The following is a 23,652-nucleotide window of genomic DNA, read 5'->3' as shown; positions in this document are numbered from 1 at the left end:
GTGCGCATCATTCTGCGTACTGAGCATGTCGATTTGATGAGGATGGACGGCGATATGAGCGCACCGGCTCGACGGGAAGAGGACACGGCCACCCTCGACGAGATCAAGAACTGGGGCGCAACCGTCAGCGTCCCCCGCGCCTCACTGGGCGCCTACGGCTTCAGTCCGTCGCACGGATACGAGCTCGTCGCCGCGGGGCAGTTCCCCGCCCGGGTGATCAAGGCGGGCGGTCGGCTGCGCGTCGTCACCGCCTCGATCGTCGCGTCGCTCGAGACCCCATGACATGCGAAACGGCCGGGGCGGCACACCCCGGCCGTCGCCGAACTAGCTACCTGACCAGCACCGGAGAGCATACGTGAACGCCCCCCGCGACACCACCGGCCCCGCCAGGCCGATCAACACATGGCGGGTCTGCGGGCGCCCCGTCACCGACGAGCCCAACTCCGGGTGCACCTGCCCCGGGCACGGCCCGAGCCTCCGCGACGCCGCCGCAGCCTTGCACCGGCTCACCACCGCCGACACCGGCAGCGAGCAGGCCGCGCCGTGAACAAGCCCCTGTTCGTCCCGCTCATCGACGAGGACGCCGACAGCTTCACCATCGCCCGCGCCCTCGCCGAGGCAGGGTTCTACGTCCTGCCCACTCGCAACACCGGCGATGCCAAGCACGCCGGGTCGGTGCTCGGTACGGGGTGGCCGGCGAAGTCCAGCCGCGACCCCGAGCAGATCCGGGACTGGTTCGCCAACACCGACCACCGCGTCGCCATCCACTGCGGCCGGTCCGGGCTCATCGTTGCCGACGTCGATGACCCCGACAAGGTCACCCCCGAGCTGGCCACAGCCGTCGCCGCCCTCAAACCGCCGTTTCAGTCGACCCGCGAAGAGCAGCCCCGCCGTGGTCACTACCTGTTCGCGCAGCCCCCCGGTCGTCGCATCGGCAACCGCGCCGGGGAGACCGGGCGGGAGTGGGGCGAGTGGCGCGGCGACAACGGCATCATCCTCGTCGGCGGCCCCGGCCGCGTGTGGCGGCAGACCGAGGAAGTCCCCGAGCTGCCCCGCAACGTGTCCGACCTGCTCCCCGACGTAGGAGACACCGCGTCCGCCGTCGGCGACGCTGAGATCGAGCGGTTCGTCGCCGAACACAAGCTCAACCTCAGCGCCAAGAGCCTCGACGCCATCATCGCCGGATTCAACGCCGAGGTCGACGCCGGCGCCTCCCGTCACGTCGCCGCCACCGGCGCCGCATGCTGGGTCGTCCGTGAGGCCATGGAGGGCCGCTTCCCTGCCCGCACCGGGCTCCGCCGCCTCGCCGACGAGTTCGTCGCCGCACTGACCGAGACCGGCCGCGACGGACGCGCCATCACTCGCCCCCAGGCCGAGAACGAGTTCGAATCCATCGTCGGATGGGCCGTCGCGCAAGAGTGGCGCCCCGGAACACCAGGCATCTCCGACGAGACCACACCACCAGCCGAGGACCCCACCGCGGGGGTTCGCGAGCGGGCCCGACAGATTCAGGTCGACCTCGAGACCGAACGACTGCGCATCAAGGAACAGGCCCGTCAGCAGCTCGACGCCGAACGGCTCGCCAACGCCCCGGCTGTCGAGGACGTCGTCGTGTGGGACGACGCGCTCGAAACCCTGCCGCCGCCCCGCATGCTCGTCACCCGCCTGATTCCGGCCTGCGCCGTCGGATGGCTCGGCGGACCCTCCGGGTCCTACAAGAGCTTCGTCGGCGTCGGGATCACTGCCAGCATCGCCTACGGCGTCCCCGCGCTCGAAGGGGCAGGCCTCACTCCCCGCGAGCAGCTCAAGGTGCTGTACGTAGCCGCCGAGGGGTCGAGCGGGGTCGGCCTGCGCCTGCGCGCCGTGCGTCGCCGGCTCGACATCACCGCCACCCGCGGCGTCGCGCTCTACCCGCGGGCGTTCGACCTCGGCTCGCCCGCCGACACCGAACGCATGATCCGATTCGCCCTCGCCAACCGCATCGGGTTCATCGTCGTCGACACCTGGCGGCAGACCACCGTCGGTGTCGAGGAGAACGACAACACCGCCGTCGGGATCGTCATGCGCCGCCTCATCGAGGTCCGCGACGAGCACGGCATCGGTTCCCTGTTGATCGACCACACGAACAAGTCCGCCCAAGGCCTCGCCGACCTCGGCGGCGCCGGCGCCAAACGCGCCAACGCCGACTACGTCCTGATGATCGACCTCCCGAACGGGAACCGCGACGCCGACCAGCAGCGCACATTGCGCGTCGCCAAGTTCAAGGACGCACCCGACGGCGAGACCTGGCCCATCCGCCTCGCCCGCGTCCCCGAGATCGTCGACGAGGACGGAGTGCCGGCCGCCGTCGCCATCATCGGCGCCGTGGCCGGGGCAGAGGCGCTGCTCGGCGACCGCGGCGGGGACTGGTGGACCGACCTCGCCACGGACAGCGTTCCGGAGCAGGTCGCGCGGCTCACCGGCCGCGGCAGTGACGCCGCCCGCGACGTGTACCGCGTCCTCGCATTCATCGGCGACCGCGAGGAGGGCAGCACCCGCGGTGCCCTGATCCGCGCCGTCAACGCCGCCCCCGGCCGCGACTACAGCGACAGCAGCGTCGACCGCGGCCTGCGGATGCTGCGCGACGACGCCCAGGTGATCGCCAACGTCAGCAAGGGCCGGTTCGCCCTGTCCGATCAGCACCTCCACGGGGCGGCATGAGACCGGCTACGGGCACTCGTCCATCGGCTTGTCCGCCGCCCCCGCCGGACGACTCCCGGGACGAGTCGGTGGACAAGTGCGGACGAGTCGCGGACAAGTCTCTGACCTGCACGGACGAGTCGGGACAAGTGTGGACAAGATCATTTACAGGTGGGGGGACAAGTGGGGGACGACGACTATGGAGTCGTCCCCTTGTCCGCCCGGTCGTCCGCGCAGTGGTCCATGGGCAAAACGAGGGCTCAGAACCGGCGAGGAACAACCCCGGCCGCGATCCACCCAGCACCCCGGCCGTCGCTCCCCAGACGCTCCCCACCCACCGCCGAGGTGACCTCCCATGACCACCACCGACGCCCACATCGGGCGCACCGTCCTCGCCCTCGACGAGCTGCTCGCCGACGACGACCTCCTCGCCGCCGCCCTCGCCGAGGCCCACCGAACCCGCACCGCGCACGACGACCAGGCCGACGCCGCCGCCCGCGACGCCGAGGCGTTCCTCGACCGGCTCGCCCCCGCCCTCGGCGGCACCCGGTCCACCGCCCGCCCCGGTGCCATCCCGGCATGGATCCGACTGCCGCTGCTCACCACGTTCGTCCGCTGGACCCTCGGCTACGCCGACACGTGCCTGCACGATCCGAACCCGCGCCGGCCGCAGCTCGTCTACAGCACCGCGTGGCGACCGGACCTCGTCACCTGCATGACCTGCGCCGGCCTCCACCTGCTCCGCCCCGGTAGCGACGCCGACCGCACCTGCGACCGGTGCGGCCGCATCACCGCCGGCACCGACCACGACGGCATCGTGCCGGGGGCGGTGACCTACGGACCCCTCGCCTTCTCGTGGGGCGCCTGCACCGACTGCCGCCCGTCCGCCGACGCCGAGCTCGAGGCCGCCGCGTGAACGCCACCGAGCGCGGTCCGGCGGGGTCGCACGCCCCCGCGGAACCGCAGACACGATGCACACGCGCGGGCGTCGGGGCCGCTCTGCGGACGGCTGAGACGCGTGATTTCGACGTGATCGGTGCCGCATCCAAGCAGGTCAGCGAGTTGTCACTTGTGGACCTGTCAAGTGACGTGGCCCGTGGCTGAGGTGGCGCGCGGCTACTCGTGGGAGCCATTCCGGGACGGTAACGAGGCCGGCCTCCGGCACGGCGCCTACAGCGAGCGCCGCATCGCCCCGTTGGCCGCCGAGGTCGAGCAGCAAGCCCGCGCCCTGCCGACGTGGCCCTCCTACCTCGACGAGCCCGTCTATGCGCCGGCGGTGCGGGCATGGGCCCGCGCCGAGGCCGTCGTCGAACTGTTGTGGACCTACCTCGCCGAGCGGGACCTCGACGCCGCCCTCGCCTCGACGACGGAGTCGACCACCGAGGCCGAGGAGTCCCGGGGGAGCAGCCGATCTCGCACCTCGACCCGCGCGACCGAGTCGGCCCTGTCGATGCTCGATCGAGCCGAGGCCCGCGCGGCGAAGGCCCGGCAGCGGCTCGGCCTCGACCCGCTGTCCCGCGCCCGCCTCGGTCGGGACGTCACCGCGGCCCGTACCGACCTCGCCCAGATGCTCACCGCCGAGCAGGAGCGCCTCGACGCCGCACAGGCCGCGCCCGGCCCCACACACCAGCCCACCCCCGATCGGCCGTCCACGGGCGACACAGCGCCCCGGCCGCACACCTCCGGAGATCACCAGTGACCACCACACGAGCCCGCCGGCTACCGCAGGTCGGCGACGTCGTCCGCATCGAACGCGACGCGGTCGAGCACCCGTCACGGGGAACCTGGCCGTCGTGGCACGGCCGCATCGGCACGGTCGTCGTCGTCAACGCCGACCGCCGACCCGACCGCACCGAGTACGGGGTGACGTTCGGGACGGTGCGTGCCCGGGCCGACCGCGACGGCGCGCCCGCGTCGAGTGATCCGCCGGTGTGGTTCCTCGCGGTCGAGCTGCTCCTGCTCGGTGCGGCCACGTCGCCGACGGCGGTGGCGGCGTGACCGCCCCCGACCTCGGCGCCCTCGTCGCGCAGTACCAGGACCTCGCCGCGCGGTACGACGCCCTCACGGCCCGATACGAGGACCTGGCCGCGCAATCCCGACAGGCCACCGAGGACCTCGCCGTCGAGACGCTGCGGGTCGACCTGTTGGAGATCGGGTTCGAGGTCGCCGACGAACGCCACCGGGCGGGCATGTGCCCCCGCTGTGCAGTGGAGGTGTCGACGTGACCGCCCCGACCGCGGGCGGGCTGCTCGACGTCGAGCAGTTCGCCGCCCGTGTCCTCGGCCGTCCCTTGTGGCCGCACCAGCTCGAGGTCGCCCGCAGCCCGGCCCGCTACCGCGTCGTCTGCGCCGGCCGGCAGGTCGGCAAGTCGGTGCTGCTCGCCGTGCTGGCCCTGCACGCGGCCGCCACCCGGCGCAACGTGACGGTGCTGATCGTGTCGGCCGGCGAGGACGCGGCCAAGCGCCTCCTCGCCGACGTCGCCGGCCTGGCCACCGGGTCCGCGGCGCTGTCCGGGTCGGTGCTCGACGAGACAAAGTCGGCGCTGACCTTGAGCAACGGGTCGACGATCCGCAGCGTGCCGGCGTCCGAGCGGGCGATCCGCGGATGGCCGGTGGACCTGCTCATCGTCGACGAGGCCGGGTTCGTCAGTGACGAGATCTGGCGCTCGGCGGAGCCGGCCATCATCGCCCGCCCGGGGTCGCGGGTCATCGCGACGTCGAGCCCGTGGGGCGGCCCCGACGCTTGGTTCCGGTCGCTGTGGCGGCGGGGCATGGACCGGCCCGACGAGCAGGTCGCGGCGTGGCACTGGCCGTCGACGGTGTCGCCGCTGGTCGACGCGGCCCTGCTCGAGGAGATCCGGCAGCGGGAGCCGGCGGACTACTTCACGCGGGAGTACCTCGCGGAGTGGGGCGACGCGGCCGGCGCCTACTTCACCGAGGACGAGCTGACGGGTGCGGCGGCCGGCTACGAGCTGCGCGACCCGGGCACGGTGCCGGTGCACGGCCGGGCGCTGTGGCCGATGGTCGGCGGCGTCGACTGGGGCCAGGCGGTGGACGCGAACGCGTTGGTGACGCTGTCGGTGCTCGACCCGGCGGACGCCCTCGACATGCGGTGGCGGCTGTACGTGCCGTGGCTCGAGGCGCAGCACCGGGCGCCGTGGTCGTCGTGGATCGACCGCCTCGTCGAGGTGTCAGGCCGGTTCGGGATGCGGGTCCTCGCGAGCGAGCGCAACGGCGTCGGCGCCTACCCGACCGAGGACCTCGAGGACCGGCTGCACCGCGAGCGGGTGCGGACGCGGGTGGCGCCGGTGTGGACGGACGCGCGCCGCAAGCAGGCCGGGTTCGGGAAGCTGCGCACCCTGTTGCAGGGCGACCGCCTGGTGCTGCCTCGCCACCCGGAGCTGCTCAAGCAGTTGCGCGCGCTCGAGTTCGAGCAGTTGCCGGCGGGTGGTGTGCGGATCGCGGTTCCGGAGCGGGCCGGTCACGACGACCTCGCGATGGCGCTCATGCAGGCCATGTCGTGTGTGCAGACGGGGCGGCTGCGGGACGCGCTTGGTGCGAGTGGGGCGCCGTCGTGGCGGCCGGACCGGGACGTCGTGACGACCGGGCGGGGCGCTGCGGTGCCGCGACGGCCGGTGCCGATGCAGTCGTCGCGGTGGATGGATCTGCCGGCGGGGGAGGCGGCCGGCGATGGGTGGTGATCGGCCCCGCGGTCGCCTCCGGGCCCGTGCCCTGCGCAGCACGCGACTCAAGGACTTGCCCGATCTGCCGTGGACGGCGGAGACGGGCGCGGTGTGGGCCATCGAGCCCGGCACCGCAGCGGGGGAGCGCGATGAGCTTTCCCGCAACCAGACCTCCGACGGCCGGACGCCGTCGGACAACCCGAAGGAGAACTTCTCATGACCAGCAACCTCATGTCGCAGGTCCTCGACAGCATCGCCGCCGACCGGGCCGCCGAGCGGGTCCGCACCCGCGTCGACGGTGCGGTCGACACCCTGCGGGGTGCGCCGGCCGAGGCCGAGCAGGTCGTCGACCGCCTCGTCCGCGAGCTGCACCGGATCCGCACCGCCGACCTTGAGCGGCTCGGGACCGACTGGCGTGACCAGCAGGTCGAGAAGGCCGTTGCCGATGCGACCGCGGCCGCGGATCGCCTCGAGCAGTCCGCCACCGACTCGGTCCGCGCGATCGCCGAGTGGACCCGCGGCCAGTCCGGCCCGGTCGACGTGAACGCCGCCCTGCTCTCCGAGACTCGGCAGACCAAAGCGTGGAACCGGCAGCGGGCACAGCTCGATGCCGGCGTCGACGCGCTCACCCTGGTGCAGCAGGCGCAGGCCGCCGGCGACCACGACGCCGTCCTCGCCCTGCGGGCGGAGTACGGGGCGTACGCGGCCGCAGCGGGCCAGAGCCGTCATGTGAGCGACCCGGCCGTCGTCGACCGGCACCTCGACGAGGCGGTCATGGCGACGGCGCCGAAGGGGGAGCGCGGCCGGCTGCGGGTCGAGCGGGACCTCGCCACCGGGGCGGAGGGCGCCGAGCTCGCAGTCGGGTCGCTGCGCAAGCAGATCGACCGCTACACCTCCCCGGGTAGTAGCCGGGCGCTGGACCACGCGGTCCGGGTGCAGGACGTCCGCGCGAACGCCGGGGTCGAGGGGATGGCGCCGGCACCGCAGGACTGATCCACTGACCTACTGAGACGGCCGGTCCCTCCCCCCGGGGGCCGGCCGTCTCGCCGTTCCGCGGTCGTTCCGGGCTGCCCCGGACAGCGCTCGCCCCGGATAGCGGTCAGCCCGGCCAGCCGGCGCCACCTGCGGCGGCGTGCAACGTCTCGGCCCGCTGTAGCGAACGTGTACGTATGAGTTGGAGCGTCGACCCCGAAAGCTGGCAGCTCGTGCACTCCGAGGGCCGGACCACGTTCACAGCGGAGGAGATCGAGGAGATCGAGGAACAGGTCATGCCCGGCTGTCCCCGGTGCCGCCGGCCGATCGTTCCCGAGATCTACCGGTACCCGGGCCTGAGTGAACCGCTGTACGTGCCGCAGTGGCGGTCCTGCCCGAACGGCTGTACCCCGCGGTGACCCCCTGAGGCGTCGCTACCGGTCCGACCGGAACAGCTCGGCGAGGTAGCGGCCGGCCCGCACTCGCCGCCCGGTGCCGTCGCAGCGGCCGCAGGGCCGCCACGCCCGCCCGGACGGTGACCGGCGTTTGCCGGTGCCGGAGCAGCGGCGGCACGCGGCATATGGCCACCACACGCACGCGGCGACGTAGACCGCGGTGGCGGCGAGGGAGAGCACGGCGAGGGTGGTCACCGCGCGGCCGGGGCGGCGGCGAACAGGTCGAGCTGCTCGCCGTCGACCTCGACCGCGGTCTGCGCGAGCGTCGCGAGGGCGGCGAGATTGTCGAAGCGGGCGGCCTGCCACTCCGGGGTGCCGCGGACGGCGGCGGGGTCGCTAGCGGGCGTCGTGGGGGTCATCGAAGGCCCTTCCTGAGGGTGTTGTGGGGTCCGGAGGACAGGGCCCGCTAGGCGCTAGTTCCCTGGTCAGCGGCGATCTCCGCCGCTAGCGCAGGTGCTAGGTCTAGCGGGCCCTGCCGCTAGCGGGCGATCTCCGCGCGGGCCCGGTGGTGCGTCTCGATCGCGGCGAGGACGTCGGCGCGGGTGACGCCGCGCCGGTTCGCGCCGGCGCCCTCGTCGGTGCGGCCCCACACCTGCCCGGTGGTGATCCCGAACGGCTTGAGCGCCGCGGCCAGGGCCTCCGGAGTCCACCCCGCGTACAGGGCGGGGCGGTGCTCGGCGAGGCGGTGCAGCACGGTCTCGGACCACACCCGCTCGTCGGTGACGGTGGCGAACACGACGGCCAGGTCCTCGAGGAGCTGCGCCGCCGGCGTGAGGCCCTCGTCGACTACCTCGCCGGCCGCGTGCCCGGTCAGCGTCCCGGCCGCCTCGCGGGCGGCGCGGGCCCGCTGCGCGATCTTCTCGGCGGCCGGGCCGTCGACGTAGTAGGTGCGCACCACCTGCGGGTCGTCGCCGGCGCCGACGAGGTAGCCGATTCCGCGGTCGGACGGGGTGAGCGTGGTCGCCCGGATCCCGTTGCGGTAGGCGGAGGTGCCGAGCACCATGTCGTTCTCGACCTGCCCGGTGACGCGCAGGCAGAAGCGCAGCCCGACGTTGCCAGCCACCCCGGAGGGCACGGACTTGGCGTCCGGGCGCTGCGTCGCGATCACCAAGTACACGCCGAATGCCCGGCCGCGCTTGATGATCCGCTCGGCGACCTCCCCGGCCTCCTTGCCGAGGTCGGGGTGGGTGAATAACTCCTGCGCCTCGTCGATGACCTGCACGATCGGGTGCAGCCCGGAGCCCTTGCGGGCGGCGAGTTCCGGGGTGACCTTGCGGTCCGGGACCGCTGTCCGGGGCAGCTTCGCCACCGTCTTCGCGCGCCGACCGACCTCGTCGAGCAGCTCCCGCAGGCTGTCCAACGTGGCGGCCAGGGCCTCGTCGTCGACACCGGAGGCGTACCGGTGGGCGACCAGGCCGAGGGCCTCAAGGTCGCCGCTGCCCTTGTGCTCACCGATGCGGAGTTCGCAGTGCGGGTCGAGCGCGGCGGCCAGGGCGAGGACCCGCACCGCGGCGGTCTTCCCACCGCCCGGCAACGCGCCGATGAGTGCGTTGGTTTCCTCGAGCGCGACCTTGACGGGGCGCTGGCGCTGGTCGGTGCCGAATGGGAACCGGCCCCCGATGACCTGCACCGCGCCGGCCTTGGCGAGCGGCCACACCGCCGGACGGACCTTGTTGAGCGGCTGGTCGCCGACCCACAGGACGAGCCGGCCCGCGTGCTGCTCGGACGAGGCTTCCGGCCACACCGCCGACAGCGGCCGGCGCAGCCCCGAGGCGAGCCGGTCGCGCCGTTCCATGACGTCGGAGACGGTGACGCCGTGCGGGAGGTCGACGTCGGCGCGCCACCCGGGGCCGTCCCGGGTGATCGGCGCGACGAACGACGGCGGGACGGCCTTGGCCGCCATCGCCGAGATGCCGAGGGACTGGAGGGCGCGGGTGACGACGTCCGCGGTGAGCCGGGGCGGGGCCGCCGACGAGGTGGTCGCCACGTCGGTCACCCGTCGGTCGCGTGGGGTGCCGACCTTGCCGAGGACTGCGACGGCGACGACCAGGGCGAGGGCGAGCACCCACCCGGGCGCCCACCACCATCCGGCCACCGCCGCGACGGCGGCGAGCACAGCGCAGGCGCCGGCGATGATGGCGCGCTCGTGCACCCGCCGGTTCCGCTCCCGGGCGAGGGTCATGTACCCGCTCGCGTCGCCGCGCGATACCGCCCCGGCCCGCAGCGGGGCGCCCTCGGCGTCGAGGACCCACCGTTCGGCCGCCACCACCGCGACGGCCAGGCCCCGCGGTGCCCGCAGTGCGAGGCGCAGCGCGTACAGCGGCGCCCGCGACAGGTGGTAGGCGGTGACGTGCGCGCCGAACTTCGCCAGCCACCCGGCGAGGTGGCGGGCCTCGTCCCGGTTCCGGAGATACGCGGGGACGATCGGGCGGCGCTCGGTGTCGCGGGTGGCGAGCGCGGTGGCGTAGATCGTCGTCGGGGTCGGCTCCGGGTCGACCGGCACCCGCTCGTCGCCCACCCCTTCACCCGGGGCGGGTGCCACCGGGTGAGCAGCGGGGGATACAGCGGGCGATGAGAAGTCCTGCACGAGGTCGGTCACCGGGTGCTCCCATCGGGTCGGGCGAGGCGCCGCCAGTCGCGGGCGGAGTCCTCAGCGCACATGCGGGCCACGACGACGGCCTCGTGGCATAGGCCGGACAGCGGCAGGTGGTCGGTGGCGTCGCGCCATGCCTGCGCCTCGCGGTCGCAGGTCTCGGCGTGGGCCTCGCACCACGCCGCCGTCTCGGCCGGGGCGGCGTCGGGGGTTGGCGGGTGCAGGGCGACCCGGTCAGCGAGAGCCCGCTTCACCCGCGTGTAGACGTCGTCCTCGGTCATGCCGGCACCTCCTGCGGGTGGCCGTTGCGGCGGGTGGCGAGCAGCTCGCGGGCGGCGTGCTCGGTGATGCCCAGCTCTCGAGACAGCCGGCGGCGTCCGGCGCCGGCGGCGATGAGCTCGGCCGCCGGGTCGGCGGCCGGGTCGGCGGCCAACTGCTCCTGCTCGTCGGCGTCGAGCGCATCGACCCACCAGTCCGGCGGCAGGTCGACCTCGTCGACCTCGTCGAGGTGACGGATCACGATCGGGTCGGCGTCGACGGGCGGGCCGGCTGTCTCCTGTGGTGCTCGGCCGACGAGGACGGCGAGGTGCACGGTGCCGCCGACGATCGCCGGTGGCACCGCGCCGACCAGCACCGCCACCCACCACGGCGGTACGACCGAGTGGGCGTGCATGGCGAGCTGGCCGGCGTTCCCTGCGACGGTCGAGGCGAGCAGGACCCATGTCATGCCGGCTGCGAACCGGGCAGCGTCCCGAGCGACCCGCGGCGAGAGCCACACGGCGCACGACACGGCCGCGCCGGCGTCGACGGCGATCGGCAGTAGCCACGCGAAGTGGCCGGGGATGCGCACGGCCAGTGCGAGGCCGCGCAGGGCGTCGAACGACAGGACGGCGGCGGCGACCAGCACGACCGCCATGCCCGCCCACGTCGCCCACAGGACGAGCGGTGTCCGCCGGGTGGTGTTGGTGGCGCTCATCAGTCGCTCTCCTTGAGCATGCGGGCCGCGTCGCGGCGGATCTCGCTGGCGTGGCGGCGGACGATGCGGCGGGCGTCCCGGTCGGCGTCGCGGCGGACCCGCGCCCGGTCAGCACGCGGCACGGACCGCAGTTCGCGGCGGACGAGGTCGTCGTCGGCGCCGCATCCGGTGCCGGTCCCGGCGGCATGGCGCCCGGCCCGCCAGAAGGTGATGGCGGCCTGCGGGTCGGACGTCGGCAAGGTCGCCTGCACCATGCCGCCGTCCTTCCACATGCGCATGGAGCGCACCCGGCCGCCGAGCGCCCGGGCCGCGGCGGCATGCCCGGCCTCGTGGCGAGAGATGAGCCGTTGGGTGCCGTGGCCGTGCCCCATCACGGCGCGACCGGACGCAGCTCGTCCGCCGCGGGTGCGCCCGGCGAGCGCCCACACGGTGATGGCGATGCAGCCGAGGCCGAGGATGCCGGCGGTGTGGGGGCCGGCGTGGGCGACGAGGATCCCGAGGATGACGCCGCCGACGATGAGTCGGCTCATGCGTTCCCCCCCCGAGCACGTCTAGGACCGGGTCGAGGCGGCGCCGCCATGCGGGGCGACGGGCCTCACGGTCCCGGTGCGCCTGCATGGCGCGTCGGATCTCGGCGACGGCGGCGGGATCGGTCACCGCGCCGCGGTAGCCGTGGTGCTTGAGGCGGGCGCCGAGCTCGGCGGCGAGCCGATCGCCGGCGGTGATCCCGTCGGGGCCTTCCACGTCGGAGGGCACGAGGTCGGTGGTGGTCATCGCCGACCACCCCGCCGCGGGCCGTAGGGGAACGTGCCGCGGTGGGCGCCACCGGCCCGGCGGGCCCGGTACAGCAGCCACCCGCCGGCCACCAGCGCGACCAGGCCGGCGGCGAGCAGGACCGCGGACCAGGGCAGCGGCGACCAGGCCGAGGCGGCGCACAGCACCGACGAGGCGGCGAACAGGACGGGGGCGCGGCGGGTCATCGGTGGCCCTCCGCTCGGTCGGCCGCCGTGGTGAGCGCGGCGGCGAGCAGGTGGGCCTGCGCGGGGGTCAGGATCTCCGCGGTGGCGGAGCCGGGGACGTCGAGCAAGACGAGCGGTTCCGGGGCGGCGTAGTCGGCGACGGAGAGCGCGACCTCGACGCGGTGCCCGGGGACGTCGACTGCGATGCGGCCGAAGTGGCAGGTCCAGTCGACGTCCTCGCGGTGGCCGGCGGGCTGCGCGCACCACGGGGGGCAAGCGGGGGAGTGGGTACGGTCGTGCATGGGTCGGACCTCCATCCGATCAAGGCCCCGGCCGGTGTTCTGATCACCGCGATTCCGGGGCCGTCCCGTCTCACCGATCCCTCACGGGACGGGCGGACGGGGCGGGTTTGGAGGCCCTGAGATGGACGTCAGGCGGAGACTCCCGCAGGTCAGCGGACTGTGCGGACGTCACGGACGTTTCGCACACCGCTGGCAGTCAAGGGGTCAGGGGTTCGAGTCCCCTCAGCTCCACCCTGTGGAAGACCCGGCATCGTTTCGGCGATGCCGGGTTTTTTGCGTTGGTGACCTGCGATGACGTCGCCGTTCATGATCGCGGTACGGCCGTCCTGGCCGATCATGGTGGAGTCCACTGTGGTCTCAATCTGGAGCAGTCCTGGAGCACGCCCGTCCGGCCGGTGAAATGAGGTCAGGATCCTGCTCCAGGATCGTTCGGCCGTTCGGTGGTACCTCGGTGGTCCGGCGGTGGCACCGGTGCGACCTCAGCCGCCGGTCGCTGACCTCGTCGGCTCGTCCAGCGGGGCCTGCTCGACCTTGCCGGTAGCCTATTGCCGGCTCGCATAGGGCGGCTGGATGTCGCGTTCGGGTCGACGGAGCCGGCGACGTCTTCGTGTGCGGACTCGGCTTCGCCTCAATGCGCAACCCTAGCTGCCGACGTCTGCCGACGTCGCCACGCGTACGCAGACCCTGCGAGCCGCCCAGACTCCCGATAGGAAGACTCATCCACCTCATCGGGCCCCGCCGCCGCTGGTCGTTGTGGTGGCTTCCACCGGTCGCCGTCGACAGCCACACCGTCGGCCCGGGTCGCGGTAATTGTCGGCATGCTCGGCGAATGACTCGAGGTGGCGGTGCTGATCACCGACCTCGTGAGGCTGGACGGGTTGTTGGCGCGTTCGTGCCAACGAACGCATCGCTTGTCGCCTCGTACGCATTGCGGGCTTCACCGCCGTCCTCATCGGCTGCTGCCAGCCAGCGCCGCCGCAGACAAGTTGCACGAGTACCTGACCCCCGTCACCGCAGCGGACGCAGGAGAACGCCGCAGAACCCAGCACAGCCGGCGTCGGGTACGGACTTGTGCTCTGGTTGGTCAGCTACCCGGGGTCGGGCCCCGGCCATGACGGTCCTGCCGCCAGTCCAGCACGACGGTCCCGGCCGCCATCACCTTCATCGGCACGCACGTGAGAGTCGGATCGCCGCGGTCGGAACCGATAACCAGGTCCGGGCGGCCGCCGTACTGCTTCTCTCCTCCCAGACTGCCTGAGACCTGTCAGCCGGCCCCGGCCCCGGCCCCGGCCCCGGCCTCGACGTCGAGGGTCAGGGCCTTCGTCCGGCGGCGGAGCCGCCCATGCTCGTGACGACGGTATTTGCCAACCTCAGTCAGATCCGCTGAGCTTCCCTCCGGACGCGACCGGCCAGGCTGGACCACTGGTCCGTCTCGTCCGGCGAGCATCCACGAGTCGACGGGCCGTAGCGGCGAATGCCGCGCGGCAACTCGGTGGCTTGTTACCTGGGTCCGCTCATCACGCAGGCTACTGCCGCGTTGCGAGAGTGGCGTCGGCCCGTTCAGGGCGCTGTTCGCGGACTGCGAGCATCACCAGAGCGCCAAGCGCTGGACCGGCGGCGAGGGTCAGGAACGCGACCATGAACGAGCCGGTGGCGGCGTAGGCTCCGCCGACCGCCAGCGGGACGATTACGCTGCCGAGCTGCCAGAACGCGTTGGCGAACCCGGACGCGGTGCCGGTGACGGCGCTCGGTACGAGTCGCGGTACCAGCGCGACGAGCAGCGTTGTCCAACCGTAGGCGGCGGCGCCCAGCAACGGGGCGAGCCACAGGAAGGCGGTCGCGGAGCTGAGGTTGCCGAAGACGAGCAGCGTGACGACGAACAGTGCCAGGATCAGTACGGCGGGCATCCGGCGGGCGCCGCCGAAGAACCGGTCGCTGACGAAGCCGACGATCGGTTTCACGACGACGGCGGTGATCGCGAAGATCGCGACGACCGCTCCAGCCGTTGCGGGCGTGATGCCGTGCCCCTTGATCATCAGGGCGTTGGCCCAGGTGATGAACCCGTACAGCCCCCAGAACCCGCCGAAGCCGGCGATCGCGGTCAGCACGAGATTCCGGTTGGCGAGCATCGCCGTCCAGCTCGAGGGGGATCGTTCGCTGTCCACCGGGGCGGTGGCTGACGGGCTCGCCTCGGCCTCGGAATCGAGCATCGGGCCCGGGCGCAGAACGAAGAACAACAGCACTGCGAGCACCATCGAGATGACACCGAAGAAATGGTATGAGGTGTCCCAGCCGTGCCAAGCGATCATCGCCGGAACCACGGAGTTCGCGATCGCGGTGCCCAACGATGTGGCGGTGACGAAGATGCCCATCGGCAGTCCGAGCTGTGTGGACGGAAACCAGCTGGCGACCAGCCGGATACCGGCCGAGTAGTCGGCTCCGGCGAACAGGCCGACCATCGCCTGTACCGCGATGCCGACCGTGGCTGAGGTGGTGGAACCGAACAGTGTCATAAACGCGCCGGCGCCGAACAGCGAGATGGACAGCATCCATCGCCCGCCGAGACGGTCGGTGCCGATGCCGCCGAGCGCGTTCGAGATGACGTAGCCGATGTAGTAGGCGGTGGCGAAGACACCGAGGCTGGCGAACGGGACGGCCAGATCCTCGCCGACGAACACCGATGCCGGGCCCCAGGTCGAGCGGTCGATCGAGGTCAGGGTGAACGAGAGCCAGCAGGCGAATAGGACCACCCAGCGGTAGGACGACAGTGTCGCCGCGCCCGCCGGGCCGGCAGGGACAGTGCTCATCGTTGAGACTCCGTGGTGGGAGAGGGTGCGGGAGGCGGCGCCGCGCTTCGCTGTGAGGTCGCAGTGCCGCCGTGGTCAGAGGTCGAGCACGAGTCGTGGGGACGAGCAGCTGCCTACACAGATCATCATCGAGGCGCCGCGGGCTCGTTCTCGTTCGGTGAGGATCGTGTCTCGGTGAACCGGCGTCCCCTTCAGGACCTTTGCCTCGCAGGTCCCGCAGAAGCCCTCCTCGCAGGAGGACATGATGTCCGGACGGACCGTGCGGACGGCGTCGAGGATCGAACCGCCTGCGGCGACCGGGACGGTCTCGCCGGTGGAGGCCAGCTCGACCTCGAACGCGCCGTCGGTGTCGGAGACCGTGTCCGCCACGCTGCTGAGGCTCGGGTCGGTGACGAAGCGTTCGAATCGGACCGGCAGCTCGGGACGAGTGAGCGCCGCCGCATCGCCGAGCGCGGCCAGCATGCCGGGCGGCCCACAGCCGTAGACCGCAGCGCCCGCAGGAGCGGCGGCAAGGATATCCGCCAGTGGCAGCGGGCCGTCGACGTCGTCGCTGTGCAGCGAGACAGCTCCGTCCGAGACCGTGGCGAGTCGCTGCAGTTCGCCGGTGAACGCGAGCGTGTCCGCCCGCCGGCCGCCGAAGTGCAGCTCCCAGGGCGTTCCGTCATCAACGGCGTGGCGGACCATCGCGAGGAGCGGGGTGATACCGATGCCACCTGCGACGAACACATAGGACACGGCCGGTTCAAGGATGAATCGGTTGCGTGGCCCGCGGATCTGCAGGTGTTTACCGACCAGACCGGAAGTGTGGATCTCCGCGGACCCGCCGCGGCCGTCCGCTTCGTGCAACACGGCCACGGTGTACTCGGGGTCGTCCGTATCGCCGCACAGTGAGTACTGGCGGACCAGCCCTGAGGGCAGCATCAGGTCGACGTGTGCGCCGGCTGTCCAGGCCGGGAGCGGTGAGTCGCCGCGCAGTCGCAGCGACAGCACGCCCGCCGCTTCGTAGCGGGCTTGTGCCACGAGGACTTCGTGCGTGTCGTCGCCGTTCACGAGGGTGCTCCGGCCAGATCGCCGTCGCGGGCACCGCCGCGTAGAACCTGCAGGAAGGGCAGGGTGAACCGGGTGTCGTCGAGGACGACGACGCTGTCGGCCGCCTCGCGAACCGTGGTCGCAGAACGTTCGGCTGCCGGGTCGTCCCAACGGGCACCCGGGCTCGCGATGACAGCACCGAGGAGGATGCCGTTGGCCCGTGCCGCGTCGCCGATGCGGATCACCATGTCGCGGTCGACGCCGGCGAGGTCGTGGGTGAGGACGACGACCACATCGGTGGCGTGCACGGCGTGCTCGAGGGGGCTGCTCACCGCAGGCGGTCCTCCCGCGCCGGGGGCAGGGTCGTCCGGGGGCGGTGCCGCCAGCTCTGCGCCGGCTATCGTGATGCCGGCCAGCTCGGAGTCATCGTGGCCGTTGAGCCAGAGCCGGGCGGTGGGATCGAGTGCGACCAGTAGGACGGCCGCTTCGTAGGACCGTCGGGTGGGGATCGACGCCATCGGGACGACTCTCCTTTCTGGGGAGGGGTCAGATGGAGACGAAGTCCTGACCTGGCTTCACGATGAGGGCTTCCTGCGCGCCCTCCTGGAACGGAACCGATTTGGGCAGCAGCACCGATGCGGACCGGACCCGGTGGTGTTCGGCGTTCTCACCGGGCAGGCCTGCTGCGTCCTCGGCCGCGTCCTCGGCTGCGGCGAGCAGGCGCCGGCGAGCCAGGATGATTGCCGCATCGCTGGTGCCCAGACGCTCCTTCGTACGGTCCACGATCGGACCCATGCTCTCCTGAAGGGAGAAGTCCTGGGCGGCGATGCCTTCAACGCCGGAGAAGCTGCGCTTCTCGCGCTGGGCCTTGCGGTCGATGAGGTAGTCGTTGGATCTGTTCGCGGCCGTGCGGTAGGTACCCGGGATGTTGCGGGAGTGGATCCCGTCGCCGCGGTGCATCGACTCCAGCTCGTCGTCACGCAGATCGCGGGTGGGGTGGTAGTTGATGCTCCACGCCCAGCAAGTCTCGTCGTCGATCGGGACCCAGGCGTGGGCGCCGAGCGGATTGTGTGTCCCGAACGGAGGGATGATCGTGTACCACGGCATGATCCACTGGGTGATGCGCCAGTAGTAGCGCTCGTCGTCGACGTTGCGCCGCGCTCCGATCAGCAGGCCGCCGTCGGACTCGATGACCTCGAACTTCGGCCGGGTGTCTGCTTTGAGGTAGGTCAGGCCCTCGGTGCCGGCGTGCATGGGGTCGTCGTCCATGTTGAATCGGTGCGCGAACGAGACGTGGCTGGAGTCGATGCCTCCTTCCATGGCCTGCATGTAGTTCGTCTCCTGCAGACGCTTGGACACGAACACCTGGGAGTCGGGCAGCATCGCCCATTCCAGTTCCGGTAGGTCGGGCTGGTGCTCGGCCGGGCCCATGTAGGTCCAGACGACTCCGCCGCGCTCGATACACGGGTAGGCCTTCTGCTTGATCTTCTCTCGGAACCGGCTCTCGGGCGGCTCCGAGGGCATGTCCACACAGTTGCCGTCGACGTCGTATTTCCAGCCGTGGTAGGCACACCGCAGACCGCACTCCTCGTTGCGGCCGAAGAACAGCGAAGCCGTACGGTGGCTGCAGAACTCGTCGAGCAGACCGAGCCTGCCTTCGCTGTCCCGGAACGCGATGAGGCGCTCCCCGAGCAGCTGTACCCGCACCGGGGGGCAGTCCGGCTCCGGGATCTCTTCGGTGAGCAACGCCGGAATCCAGTAGCGGCGTAGCAGGGCACCCATCTCGGTGCCCCGGTCGGTGCGGATGAGTCGTTCGTTCTGCTCACGCGTCAGCACGGGTATTGGTTCCTTTCAGTCGGTGTCAGGACGTCATCTGGTGGTAGGGACGGACAACGACGTGCGGGGATCGCGGCCCGTCACCGACGGCGAGGCGGGCGAGCATGTCCCCGACACCGTCGAGTGAGGTCACAGCGACCGGGATCCGCGCGAGACGCGATTCGCCGGTGGCGAGTGCCGCGATCGCGGCGCGGACGGCTTCCGGCGAGCGACCGCGGACCCCCTGCACCGACAGGCCGCGGCGGATCATGTGGGCGGTGTCGACCGGGACCGCTGCCGGCGACTTCGGCGACGTCAGGATGAAGCGACCGCCGTGGCCGAGCAGCTCCATCGCGGGGCCGACGACCTCGGGCGCGCCACCGGTGGTGTCCACCACCAGATCGGGGCGCTCGCTTGCGAGTCGGGGCGTGTCGTCGGTGACGGCCGGGACAGCGCCGAGGGCCTCGGCGATGCTCAGCCGCTCGGCGTCACGTGGCAGTCCGGTGACGACCACGCGCTCCGCACCGCCGGCCAACGCGGCCGCCGCGACAGCCAAGCCGTGGTAGCCGGGGCCGAGGACGATCACGGTCTCGCCGGAACGCAGCCGGCCCGCGCCGAGCGTCCAGTCCAGAGCGTTGGCGTAGGGCAGTACCCAAGTGGCCAGCTCGTCGTCGAGCGTGTCCGGCAGGCGGTGCAACACGGCATTGGCGGGTAGGTGGAGATACTCCGCATTGCCGCCGAACAGGCCGGGAGCCTCGGTGACCGGCACGGTGCCGATCCGACGCCCACCGCCCCAGATGTCGGTCTGAGGGCAGAGCCGGTACGGGCCGGTACGACAGGTAGAGCAGGAGCCACAGGGCAGGTACTCCTCGATCACCACGCGGTCCCTCTGGCCGACGTCCCAACGCCGCGCAGCGGCCTCTCCTACTGCGGCGACCGCGCCGACCGCGTGGTGCCCGAGCACGGTCGGCCCTGGCACGCCGCGGGCCTGCAGGGCGACGTCGGTGCCGCAGATTCCAGACGCGGCGACTCGCAGCCATCCGGTGTCCGGATCGGGTGCGGGCACTGGCAGTTCCCGCACCTCACAGCCGCCGCTGGGCAGAGCGACGCTCGCCCGCGCCGTGGCCGGCAGGCAGGGCATCGCCTCTACGGGATCCATGCTTGACTCCTTAATATCACTCTGTGATACTTAACTATCGCCGAGTGATTTATTGAGACTAAGCCGCCACGCAGCAGGCGTCAACGGAGGGAACGACGATGGCTACAGCACGAGCTGGCGCCGACAGCGGCAGGCGGGCTCTGGATCTGCTGTTCGCATTCACCGAGCAACGACCTGTGCTCTCTGTGCGAGAGCTCGCTGAAACCCTGGTGATTCCGATCCCGTCCGTGCATCGCTATGTGGCGCTGCTGCGAGACATGGGCCTGCTGGAGGAGTCGTCGCGGGGGCGATATCACCTGTCGATGCGGGTAGCTGCGCTCGGGCGGGCCGCCCGTCGGGCCGCGCCGATCGTGGACACCGTCGAGCCGCTGATGCGCGCACTCTCCGAGCAGATCGGGGAGTCGGTGCTGTTGATGCGTCTGGTTCACGGCGCCCCGGTCTGCATTCACCGGGTCGAGACACCGAGCCGGTTCCGGCTGTCTTTCGAGCCGGGCCAACTGCTGCCGGCTCTACGCGGCGCGAGCGTCCGGCTGTTGCTCGGATCGCTGGATTCGGAGGGTCGTCGGCGTTACCTGGACGAGGCCATGGAGTCCGGCGCGCTGCCACCGGTGAACGGGCGCGAAGCATTTCTCGACGACGTCGAGCGCGACGTCGAGCGCGGCTGGTCGGTCAGTAACGAGGAAATCGACCAAGGCGTCTGGGCTCCTGCCGCCGCCGTGTACGAGGATGGGCGGATCGTCGCGGCGATCTCCGCACCGTGTCCGGCCTTCCGAATCAGCGAAGCACGTCGTACCGAGATCATCGAGTTGGTTCGCGGCGCCGCTACGGCGGCGTCAGACGCGCTCGGTAGCTGATCCCTCACCGTCACCGGGCCACCCGCGTGTCTGCCTGGACTGTGGACTCCCACGTCGAGCCCTACTGGCCTCGGAGCGCTCAGAAGCGGCCCTGTGCGGCGCGGTGATGCTCGGCCTCGATGACACCGCGGGGGTGCATCTCTGTGTCCAAGGTCATTGACTGACTTTTTGGAGCAAGTCTGGAGCACGTGAGCGGTGCCGGTTCGAATCGGGTTGCGTTGGACTGAATCGTACTGCACCGGTTGACCTGCACAGCGACGCATTTCCCAGTTCAGGCAAGGCGCGAAATGATCCTGGCAGTCAAGGGGACAGGGGTTCGAGTCCCCTCAGCTCCACCCTTCTTCACCAGCCAGGACTCCGGTCCTGGCTTTCTTTTTGTCCGGGGCCGGGCATCGGTGAGTGACTAACTGAGTGTCTATCGCTCCGGGCTTCGGGGCCATCCGCCCGTCAGACATCAGGCCAGGTCCTCATCGGCCGGAAGATCTCGTCCATCGCGATGGCCCCGTGCTCCAGCACCGGCCGGAGCTGCTGCCGGTAGACGGCTTCTGTGACGGCGGTGCCGCTGTGCCCGACCAGTCGCGAGATGTGTTCCAGGGGAACGCCCGAGTCGGAGAGCAGTGACTCGAAGCTGTGCCGCAGTTCCCGGGCCGTCCACTCCGCGGCATCCAGGCCCGCGGCGGCGGCGATTCGGCGGAACGACCGGCAGACGTTGACAAGCCTCTGAGCGGCGTCCGTTCCTTCTCGATACTCATCCCGGCGGTGGTCTTTGATCCACGTTGGTACCCGCCTCGGCTGCTTCTGGGTCGGGCCCGGGCTCCTGCCGGACGACGACGATGGGGGTGCCGTCCGTGGGGACATCGACTCGATCGGCGGCCGACTCGGTTTCGTCGTCGTCGGGCGGGGCCGGCCCGCCTGCGAGCAGGTCGGACATCCATTTGGTGCTCGGGTCGATGTCGAACAGTAGGGCCTTGGCCAGCAGGGTCAGTGGGATCGCGAGGATCGCGCCGACCGGTCCGATGATCAGGGTCCAGACGGCCAGCGAGAGGAACGTGAGTGTGAGCGAGAGGTTGACCGTGTCGGACATGACCTTGGGCTGGATGATCGACTGGATCACGAAGTTGATCCCGGCGTAGACCACGATCACGATGAGCATCAGCTCGGGCCCGCCTTCGAGCAGGGCCAGCAGTGCCGGTGGGACGAGCCCGATGAAGTACCCGATGTTGGGGATGTAGCCGGTGACGAACGCGAGCAGCCCCCATACCAGCGGCAACGGCACGCCGAGCCACCAGAGGATGCCGGTGTCGAGCACCGCGACGATCAGCCCGAACATGGTGGTGACCAGCAGGTAGCTGCGGGTGCCCCGCACGAAGGTGTCCAGTGGGGCGATGAAGTCCGGGCGTCGACGCCGAGCTTGGGCCAGCCGGCTGGAGAACCCGACCGCGTCGAGGGCCATGAACGCGACCACGAAGATCAGGAACAGCAGGTTCGAGAACGTGGTGGCCAGCCCTGTGAGGATGTCGCGCAGTACACCGGCGATGCTGCCCAGGGAGATCTGATCGAGGGCGGCCTGCAGCTCGTCCTGCCCGACTCCGAGCGACGCCAACCAGGTCCGGAGGTTGACCACGAGTTCGACGAAGCGGTCCTCGTACTGGGGCAGGATCGTGGCGAGCTGGGCGATCGAGAGCGCGAACGCTGCCGCGAGCCCCACGATCACGGCGAGGAGCGCGAGGAGGGTGATGGTTGTCGCGAGCCACATCGGCAGGCCGAGTCGGCGCAGGATCCCGGTCAGTGGATGCACGGCGACGACGAGAATGAGCGCGAGCACGACGGGCGCCACGATCCCCGCGAACTGCTGCACAGCCAGGGCCGCGACCAGCAGCCCGGCGGCGGCGAGCACGAGGATCACGCCCCGAGGCACCCGCGTGCCAGGGTCGGTGCCGCTCGTATTGGCCACGGCTATACGGTCCCCCCCGAAACGCGGACGGGCGTCACCCCAAGCGGATGAGCGACCAAGCTAGTGGTTCCGGTCGTTAGTTCGTCGGGGGTCTGAGGTCGTGCCAGGCGGTGGGGTCGTTGAGGTAGAGGCCGCAGGCGAGGTCGAGTGCGTCCTGGCAGGTCCCGAACGGGAGCCCGTGGGGGAAGATCGACTCGGCGTAGTCGTCGTGGCTGGCCCGGTAGATCGCGACCTGCCAGTCATGTGCCGATCCGACGTAGCGCAGCCGACGCAGCGGCAGGATCTCGGTCTCGGTGCTGGCCCCGATGTAGGTGAACACGCCGTGGTGACGCATGTGCAGTTCGGTGATCTGGGGCCAACGCTCACGGGTCCGCGCGCGTAACCGTTGCCGCACGGAGGTCTTGGTCGACTCGGGGAAACGGGGCGCCACCTGCTCATCGTGACAGTCCGCAGCTTCGCGACATTCTCACTGAGCTACGCGTGATCACCGATCCATGGCGGTGACCCGCAAGCGGCGAGAGGTCGGCTCGTGATCAGCACCGGCACCCTCTCTGATCGCGGACAGTGCGAGCCGCCGGCAGGCGGTGACCAGGCTGGCCGAAGGTGCCTGGCCAACTGGTACCTGTGCGCGTGACCGGACCACTGCGTCCTCGTCTGGTGGTGCAGCTCTTCTCCGCGCCGCTCGAGCGCGGCATCTGCCCCCGAGAAGTAGCGCGGCTTGTGCTCCAGGCCCGCGGGCGCCGACCGCCGTTGCGCTGAGCCGACGCCCGTCGACGCGGTGGGCTCGGCCCGCGCCGACGGTGACCGCTCCGGAGGTGGCGAGACCGGAGGGGACGCTCAGCAGCCGTTGCGGTCGCGGAGCGGGTCGCGCTCGTCGGGGTCGGACGCCGCGGAGGCCCCGGCCCCTGGCGACGGTGATACTTGACCGACGGCATCCTGAGTGCGCTGCTGGGGTGGACGGCCTCGCTCGGGTTGACGCGGCTCGCGACGCCGGTGACGGATCACCCACTCCGCGACGCCGAGATTGATCACCCAGCCCGCTGCGGTGAGCAGCGCCGTGCTGACCTCGCCGGTTCCGAAAACAGCGGCTCCGAAACCGAGAGTGAAGATCTGCGTGCTCGCGGCCAGTCCAAGGGCGTAGGAGCGGATCATCCATGCCCGGTGCCGGATGATGTTGCGACGCTTGATTGCGGTGAAGCCCACGACGATGGCCGTCACCATTGCGACGCCGAAGAGCAGGCGGAACACGTACAGCAGCTGCTCGGTGCCGTCGGTGTGGGAGTAGAAGAGGGTCAGCCAGAGCGCGGAGAGCGCCGCGGTCAGCCCGAGGGGCACCAGGAGGCGTCCGACGCGGGGATGCCAGGTGGAGCGCCGTCGCAGCGCCGTGGGGAACTGGAACGCGCCCAGCATCGTGAA

The 23,652-nt window shown here is 71.3% G+C and carries 29 protein-coding genes; 12 read left to right on the top strand and 17 right to left on the bottom strand.

The annotated features are described in order from the left end of the window. From JOF36_RS31655 to JOF36_RS31605, 11 genes are all read left to right on the top strand, one after another. Nucleotides 1–282 carry a DNA-binding protein gene (locus tag JOF36_RS31655; RefSeq protein WP_307862687.1) on the top strand — a complete coding sequence of 94 codons (282 nt, stop codon included), beginning with the start codon at nt 1–3 and terminating at the stop codon, nt 280–282. Between the two features lie 73 nt (nt 283–355). Then, on the top strand, nt 356–547 hold the full coding sequence (locus JOF36_RS41130) for a hypothetical protein (RefSeq protein ID WP_210034174.1): 192 nt from the start codon (nt 356–358) through the stop codon (nt 545–547). Further along, nucleotides 544–2,700, top strand: a complete 2,157-nt coding sequence (locus JOF36_RS31645; protein ID WP_210034172.1) for an AAA family ATPase — start codon at nt 544–546, stop codon at nt 2,698–2,700. The genes JOF36_RS41130 and JOF36_RS31645 overlap by 4 nt, the downstream gene beginning before the upstream one ends. A gap of 334 nt (nt 2,701–3,034) precedes the next feature. Next, nucleotides 3,035–3,595: a hypothetical protein gene (locus JOF36_RS31640; RefSeq protein WP_210034170.1), complete on the top strand. Its 561-nt coding sequence runs from the start codon at nt 3,035–3,037 to the stop codon at nt 3,593–3,595. A 180-nt stretch (nt 3,596–3,775) separates the two neighbouring features. Next, nucleotides 3,776–4,378, top strand: coding sequence for a hypothetical protein (locus JOF36_RS31635; RefSeq protein ID WP_210034169.1), 603 nt, complete (start codon nt 3,776–3,778; stop codon nt 4,376–4,378). After that, the gene (locus tag JOF36_RS31630) at nt 4,375–4,677 is read left to right on the top strand and encodes a hypothetical protein (protein ID WP_210034168.1); all 303 of its coding nucleotides are present in this window, start codon (nt 4,375–4,377) and stop codon (nt 4,675–4,677) included. The genes JOF36_RS31635 and JOF36_RS31630 overlap by 4 nt, the downstream gene beginning before the upstream one ends. Beyond that, nucleotides 4,674–4,904, top strand: a complete 231-nt coding sequence (locus tag JOF36_RS31625; protein ID WP_210034167.1) for a hypothetical protein — start codon at nt 4,674–4,676, stop codon at nt 4,902–4,904. Before JOF36_RS31630 ends, JOF36_RS31625 begins: the two co-directional genes overlap by 4 nt. Beyond that, nucleotides 4,901–6,379 carry a terminase large subunit domain-containing protein gene (locus tag JOF36_RS31620; RefSeq protein ID WP_210034166.1) on the top strand — a complete coding sequence of 493 codons (1,479 nt, stop codon included), beginning with the start codon at nt 4,901–4,903 and terminating at the stop codon, nt 6,377–6,379. The genes JOF36_RS31625 and JOF36_RS31620 overlap by 4 nt, the downstream gene beginning before the upstream one ends. Next, the gene (locus tag JOF36_RS31615; RefSeq protein WP_210034165.1) at nt 6,369–6,581 is read left to right on the top strand and encodes a hypothetical protein; all 213 of its coding nucleotides are present in this window, start codon (nt 6,369–6,371) and stop codon (nt 6,579–6,581) included. Before JOF36_RS31620 ends, JOF36_RS31615 begins: the two co-directional genes overlap by 11 nt. Then, complete coding sequence (locus tag JOF36_RS31610) at nt 6,578–7,354, top strand: hypothetical protein (protein ID WP_210034164.1); 777 nt, start codon at nt 6,578–6,580, stop codon at nt 7,352–7,354. Before JOF36_RS31615 ends, JOF36_RS31610 begins: the two co-directional genes overlap by 4 nt. Nucleotides 7,355–7,530: 176 nt before the next feature. After that, complete coding sequence (locus JOF36_RS31605) at nt 7,531–7,752, top strand: hypothetical protein (RefSeq protein WP_210034163.1); 222 nt, start codon at nt 7,531–7,533, stop codon at nt 7,750–7,752. 15 nt (nt 7,753–7,767) lie between these two features. On the opposite strand, the gene JOF36_RS31600 is transcribed toward JOF36_RS31605, so the two are convergent. From JOF36_RS31600 to JOF36_RS31540, 13 genes are all read right to left on the bottom strand, one after another. Further along, entirely contained in the window at nt 7,768–7,983 is a 216-nt protein-coding gene (locus tag JOF36_RS31600) for a hypothetical protein (RefSeq protein ID WP_210034161.1), read from the bottom strand. Beyond that, nucleotides 7,980–8,147: a hypothetical protein gene (locus JOF36_RS31595; protein WP_210034159.1), complete on the bottom strand. Its 168-nt coding sequence runs from the start codon at nt 8,145–8,147 to the stop codon at nt 7,980–7,982. Before JOF36_RS31595 ends, JOF36_RS31600 begins: the two co-directional genes overlap by 4 nt. 119 nt (nt 8,148–8,266) lie before the next feature. Beyond that, nucleotides 8,267–10,387: an FtsK/SpoIIIE domain-containing protein gene (locus tag JOF36_RS31590; RefSeq protein ID WP_210034157.1), complete on the bottom strand. Its 2,121-nt coding sequence runs from the start codon at nt 10,385–10,387 to the stop codon at nt 8,267–8,269. Then, nucleotides 10,384–10,662: a hypothetical protein gene (locus JOF36_RS31585; RefSeq protein WP_210034156.1), complete on the bottom strand. Its 279-nt coding sequence runs from the start codon at nt 10,660–10,662 to the stop codon at nt 10,384–10,386. Before JOF36_RS31585 ends, JOF36_RS31590 begins: the two co-directional genes overlap by 4 nt. Beyond that, complete coding sequence (locus JOF36_RS31580) at nt 10,659–11,357, bottom strand: DUF2637 domain-containing protein (RefSeq protein WP_210034154.1); 699 nt, start codon at nt 11,355–11,357, stop codon at nt 10,659–10,661. The genes JOF36_RS31585 and JOF36_RS31580 overlap by 4 nt, the downstream gene beginning before the upstream one ends. Next, entirely contained in the window at nt 11,357–11,887 is a 531-nt protein-coding gene (locus JOF36_RS31575) for a hypothetical protein (protein ID WP_210034152.1), read from the bottom strand. The genes JOF36_RS31580 and JOF36_RS31575 overlap by 1 nt, the downstream gene beginning before the upstream one ends. A 240-nt stretch (nt 11,888–12,127) precedes the next feature. Then, nucleotides 12,128–12,337 (bottom strand): hypothetical protein, encoded by a 210-nt coding sequence (locus JOF36_RS31570; RefSeq protein WP_210034151.1) that lies wholly within the window; start codon nt 12,335–12,337, stop codon nt 12,128–12,130. After that, on the bottom strand, nt 12,334–12,618 hold the full coding sequence (locus JOF36_RS31565) for a DUF6907 domain-containing protein (protein ID WP_210034150.1): 285 nt from the start codon (nt 12,616–12,618) through the stop codon (nt 12,334–12,336). Before JOF36_RS31565 ends, JOF36_RS31570 begins: the two co-directional genes overlap by 4 nt. Before the next feature lie 1,526 nt (nt 12,619–14,144). Beyond that, the gene (locus JOF36_RS31560; RefSeq protein WP_245351052.1) at nt 14,145–15,425 is read right to left on the bottom strand and encodes an MFS transporter; all 1,281 of its coding nucleotides are present in this window, start codon (nt 15,423–15,425) and stop codon (nt 14,145–14,147) included. Nucleotides 15,426–15,500: 75 nt separating this feature from the next. Further along, complete coding sequence (locus JOF36_RS31555) at nt 15,501–16,475, bottom strand: PDR/VanB family oxidoreductase (RefSeq protein WP_210034149.1); 975 nt, start codon at nt 16,473–16,475, stop codon at nt 15,501–15,503. Beyond that, nucleotides 16,472–16,972: a hypothetical protein gene (locus JOF36_RS31550; RefSeq protein ID WP_210034148.1), complete on the bottom strand. Its 501-nt coding sequence runs from the start codon at nt 16,970–16,972 to the stop codon at nt 16,472–16,474. Before JOF36_RS31550 ends, JOF36_RS31555 begins: the two co-directional genes overlap by 4 nt. A 28-nt stretch (nt 16,973–17,000) precedes the next feature. Next, nucleotides 17,001–18,290 carry a Rieske 2Fe-2S domain-containing protein gene (locus JOF36_RS31545; protein WP_210034147.1) on the bottom strand — a complete coding sequence of 430 codons (1,290 nt, stop codon included), beginning with the start codon at nt 18,288–18,290 and terminating at the stop codon, nt 17,001–17,003. Nucleotides 18,291–18,315: 25 nt separating this feature from the next. Then, nucleotides 18,316–19,428 (bottom strand): alcohol dehydrogenase catalytic domain-containing protein, encoded by a 1,113-nt coding sequence (locus JOF36_RS31540; RefSeq protein WP_210034146.1) that lies wholly within the window; start codon nt 19,426–19,428, stop codon nt 18,316–18,318. Nucleotides 19,429–19,526: 98 nt separating this feature from the next. Here JOF36_RS31540 and JOF36_RS31535 point away from each other — a divergent pair, with 98 nt between their 5' ends. Further along, nucleotides 19,527–20,282: an IclR family transcriptional regulator gene (locus tag JOF36_RS31535; protein WP_210034145.1), complete on the top strand. Its 756-nt coding sequence runs from the start codon at nt 19,527–19,529 to the stop codon at nt 20,280–20,282. A 447-nt stretch (nt 20,283–20,729) separates the two neighbouring features. Here the strand turns inward: JOF36_RS31535 and JOF36_RS31530 are convergent, their stop codons facing one another. The 4 genes from JOF36_RS31530 to JOF36_RS31515 all read right to left on the bottom strand — a co-directional run bounded on the left by JOF36_RS31530 (nt 20,730) and on the right by JOF36_RS31515 (nt 23,646). Continuing rightward, complete coding sequence (locus JOF36_RS31530; RefSeq protein WP_210034144.1) at nt 20,730–21,140, bottom strand: tyrosine-type recombinase/integrase; 411 nt, start codon at nt 21,138–21,140, stop codon at nt 20,730–20,732. After that, a complete protein-coding gene (locus tag JOF36_RS31525) occupies nt 21,031–22,236 on the bottom strand; it encodes an AI-2E family transporter (RefSeq protein ID WP_210034139.1) in 1,206 nt (401 codons plus the stop codon). The genes JOF36_RS31530 and JOF36_RS31525 overlap by 110 nt, the downstream gene beginning before the upstream one ends. A gap of 76 nt (nt 22,237–22,312) precedes the next feature. Continuing rightward, a complete protein-coding gene (locus JOF36_RS31520) occupies nt 22,313–22,666 on the bottom strand; it encodes a hypothetical protein (protein ID WP_210034137.1) in 354 nt (117 codons plus the stop codon). Nucleotides 22,667–23,073: 407 nt separating this feature from the next. Continuing rightward, a complete protein-coding gene (locus JOF36_RS31515; RefSeq protein ID WP_210034135.1) occupies nt 23,074–23,646 on the bottom strand; it encodes a DUF2306 domain-containing protein in 573 nt (190 codons plus the stop codon). Nucleotides 23,647–23,652 lie beyond the last annotated feature (6 nt).

The sequence above is a fragment of the Pseudonocardia parietis genome, assembly GCF_017876315.1.
In the GTDB taxonomy this organism is placed as follows: domain Bacteria; phylum Actinomycetota; class Actinomycetes; order Mycobacteriales; family Pseudonocardiaceae; genus Pseudonocardia; species Pseudonocardia parietis.
The sequence above is the reverse complement of the archived record's forward strand: the minus strand, read 5'-3'. Positions and strand labels throughout refer to the sequence as shown.

Coding starts and splice junctions, on each gene's coding strand:
- JOF36_RS31575 (WP_210034152.1), bottom strand. CDS start 11,887: ATGAGCCGACTCATCGTCGGCGGCGTCATCCTCGGGATCCTCGTCGCC.
- JOF36_RS31540 (WP_210034146.1), bottom strand. CDS start 19,428: ATGGATCCCGTAGAGGCGATGCCCTGCCTGCCGGCCACGGCGCGGGCG.
- JOF36_RS31530 (WP_210034144.1), bottom strand. CDS start 21,140: ATGTCCCCACGGACGGCACCCCCATCGTCGTCGTCCGGCAGGAGCCCG.
- JOF36_RS31615 (WP_210034165.1), top strand. CDS start 6,369: ATGGGTGGTGATCGGCCCCGCGGTCGCCTCCGGGCCCGTGCCCTGCGC.
- JOF36_RS31550 (WP_210034148.1), bottom strand. CDS start 16,972: ATGGCGTCGATCCCCACCCGACGGTCCTACGAAGCGGCCGTCCTACTG.
- JOF36_RS31610 (WP_210034164.1), top strand. CDS start 6,578: ATGACCAGCAACCTCATGTCGCAGGTCCTCGACAGCATCGCCGCCGAC.
- JOF36_RS31515 (WP_210034135.1), bottom strand. CDS start 23,646: ATGCTGGGCGCGTTCCAGTTCCCCACGGCGCTGCGACGGCGCTCCACC.
- JOF36_RS31535 (WP_210034145.1), top strand. CDS start 19,527: ATGGCTACAGCACGAGCTGGCGCCGACAGCGGCAGGCGGGCTCTGGAT.
- JOF36_RS31585 (WP_210034156.1), bottom strand. CDS start 10,662: ATGACCGAGGACGACGTCTACACGCGGGTGAAGCGGGCTCTCGCTGAC.
- JOF36_RS31595 (WP_210034159.1), bottom strand. CDS start 8,147: ATGACCCCCACGACGCCCGCTAGCGACCCCGCCGCCGTCCGCGGCACC.
- JOF36_RS31570 (WP_210034151.1), bottom strand. CDS start 12,337: ATGACCCGCCGCGCCCCCGTCCTGTTCGCCGCCTCGTCGGTGCTGTGC.
- JOF36_RS31560 (WP_245351052.1), bottom strand. CDS start 15,425: ATGAGCACTGTCCCTGCCGGCCCGGCGGGCGCGGCGACACTGTCGTCC.
- JOF36_RS31565 (WP_210034150.1), bottom strand. CDS start 12,618: ATGCACGACCGTACCCACTCCCCCGCTTGCCCCCCGTGGTGCGCGCAG.
- JOF36_RS31640 (WP_210034170.1), top strand. CDS start 3,035: ATGACCACCACCGACGCCCACATCGGGCGCACCGTCCTCGCCCTCGAC.
- JOF36_RS31605 (WP_210034163.1), top strand. CDS start 7,531: ATGAGTTGGAGCGTCGACCCCGAAAGCTGGCAGCTCGTGCACTCCGAG.
- JOF36_RS31580 (WP_210034154.1), bottom strand. CDS start 11,357: ATGAGCGCCACCAACACCACCCGGCGGACACCGCTCGTCCTGTGGGCG.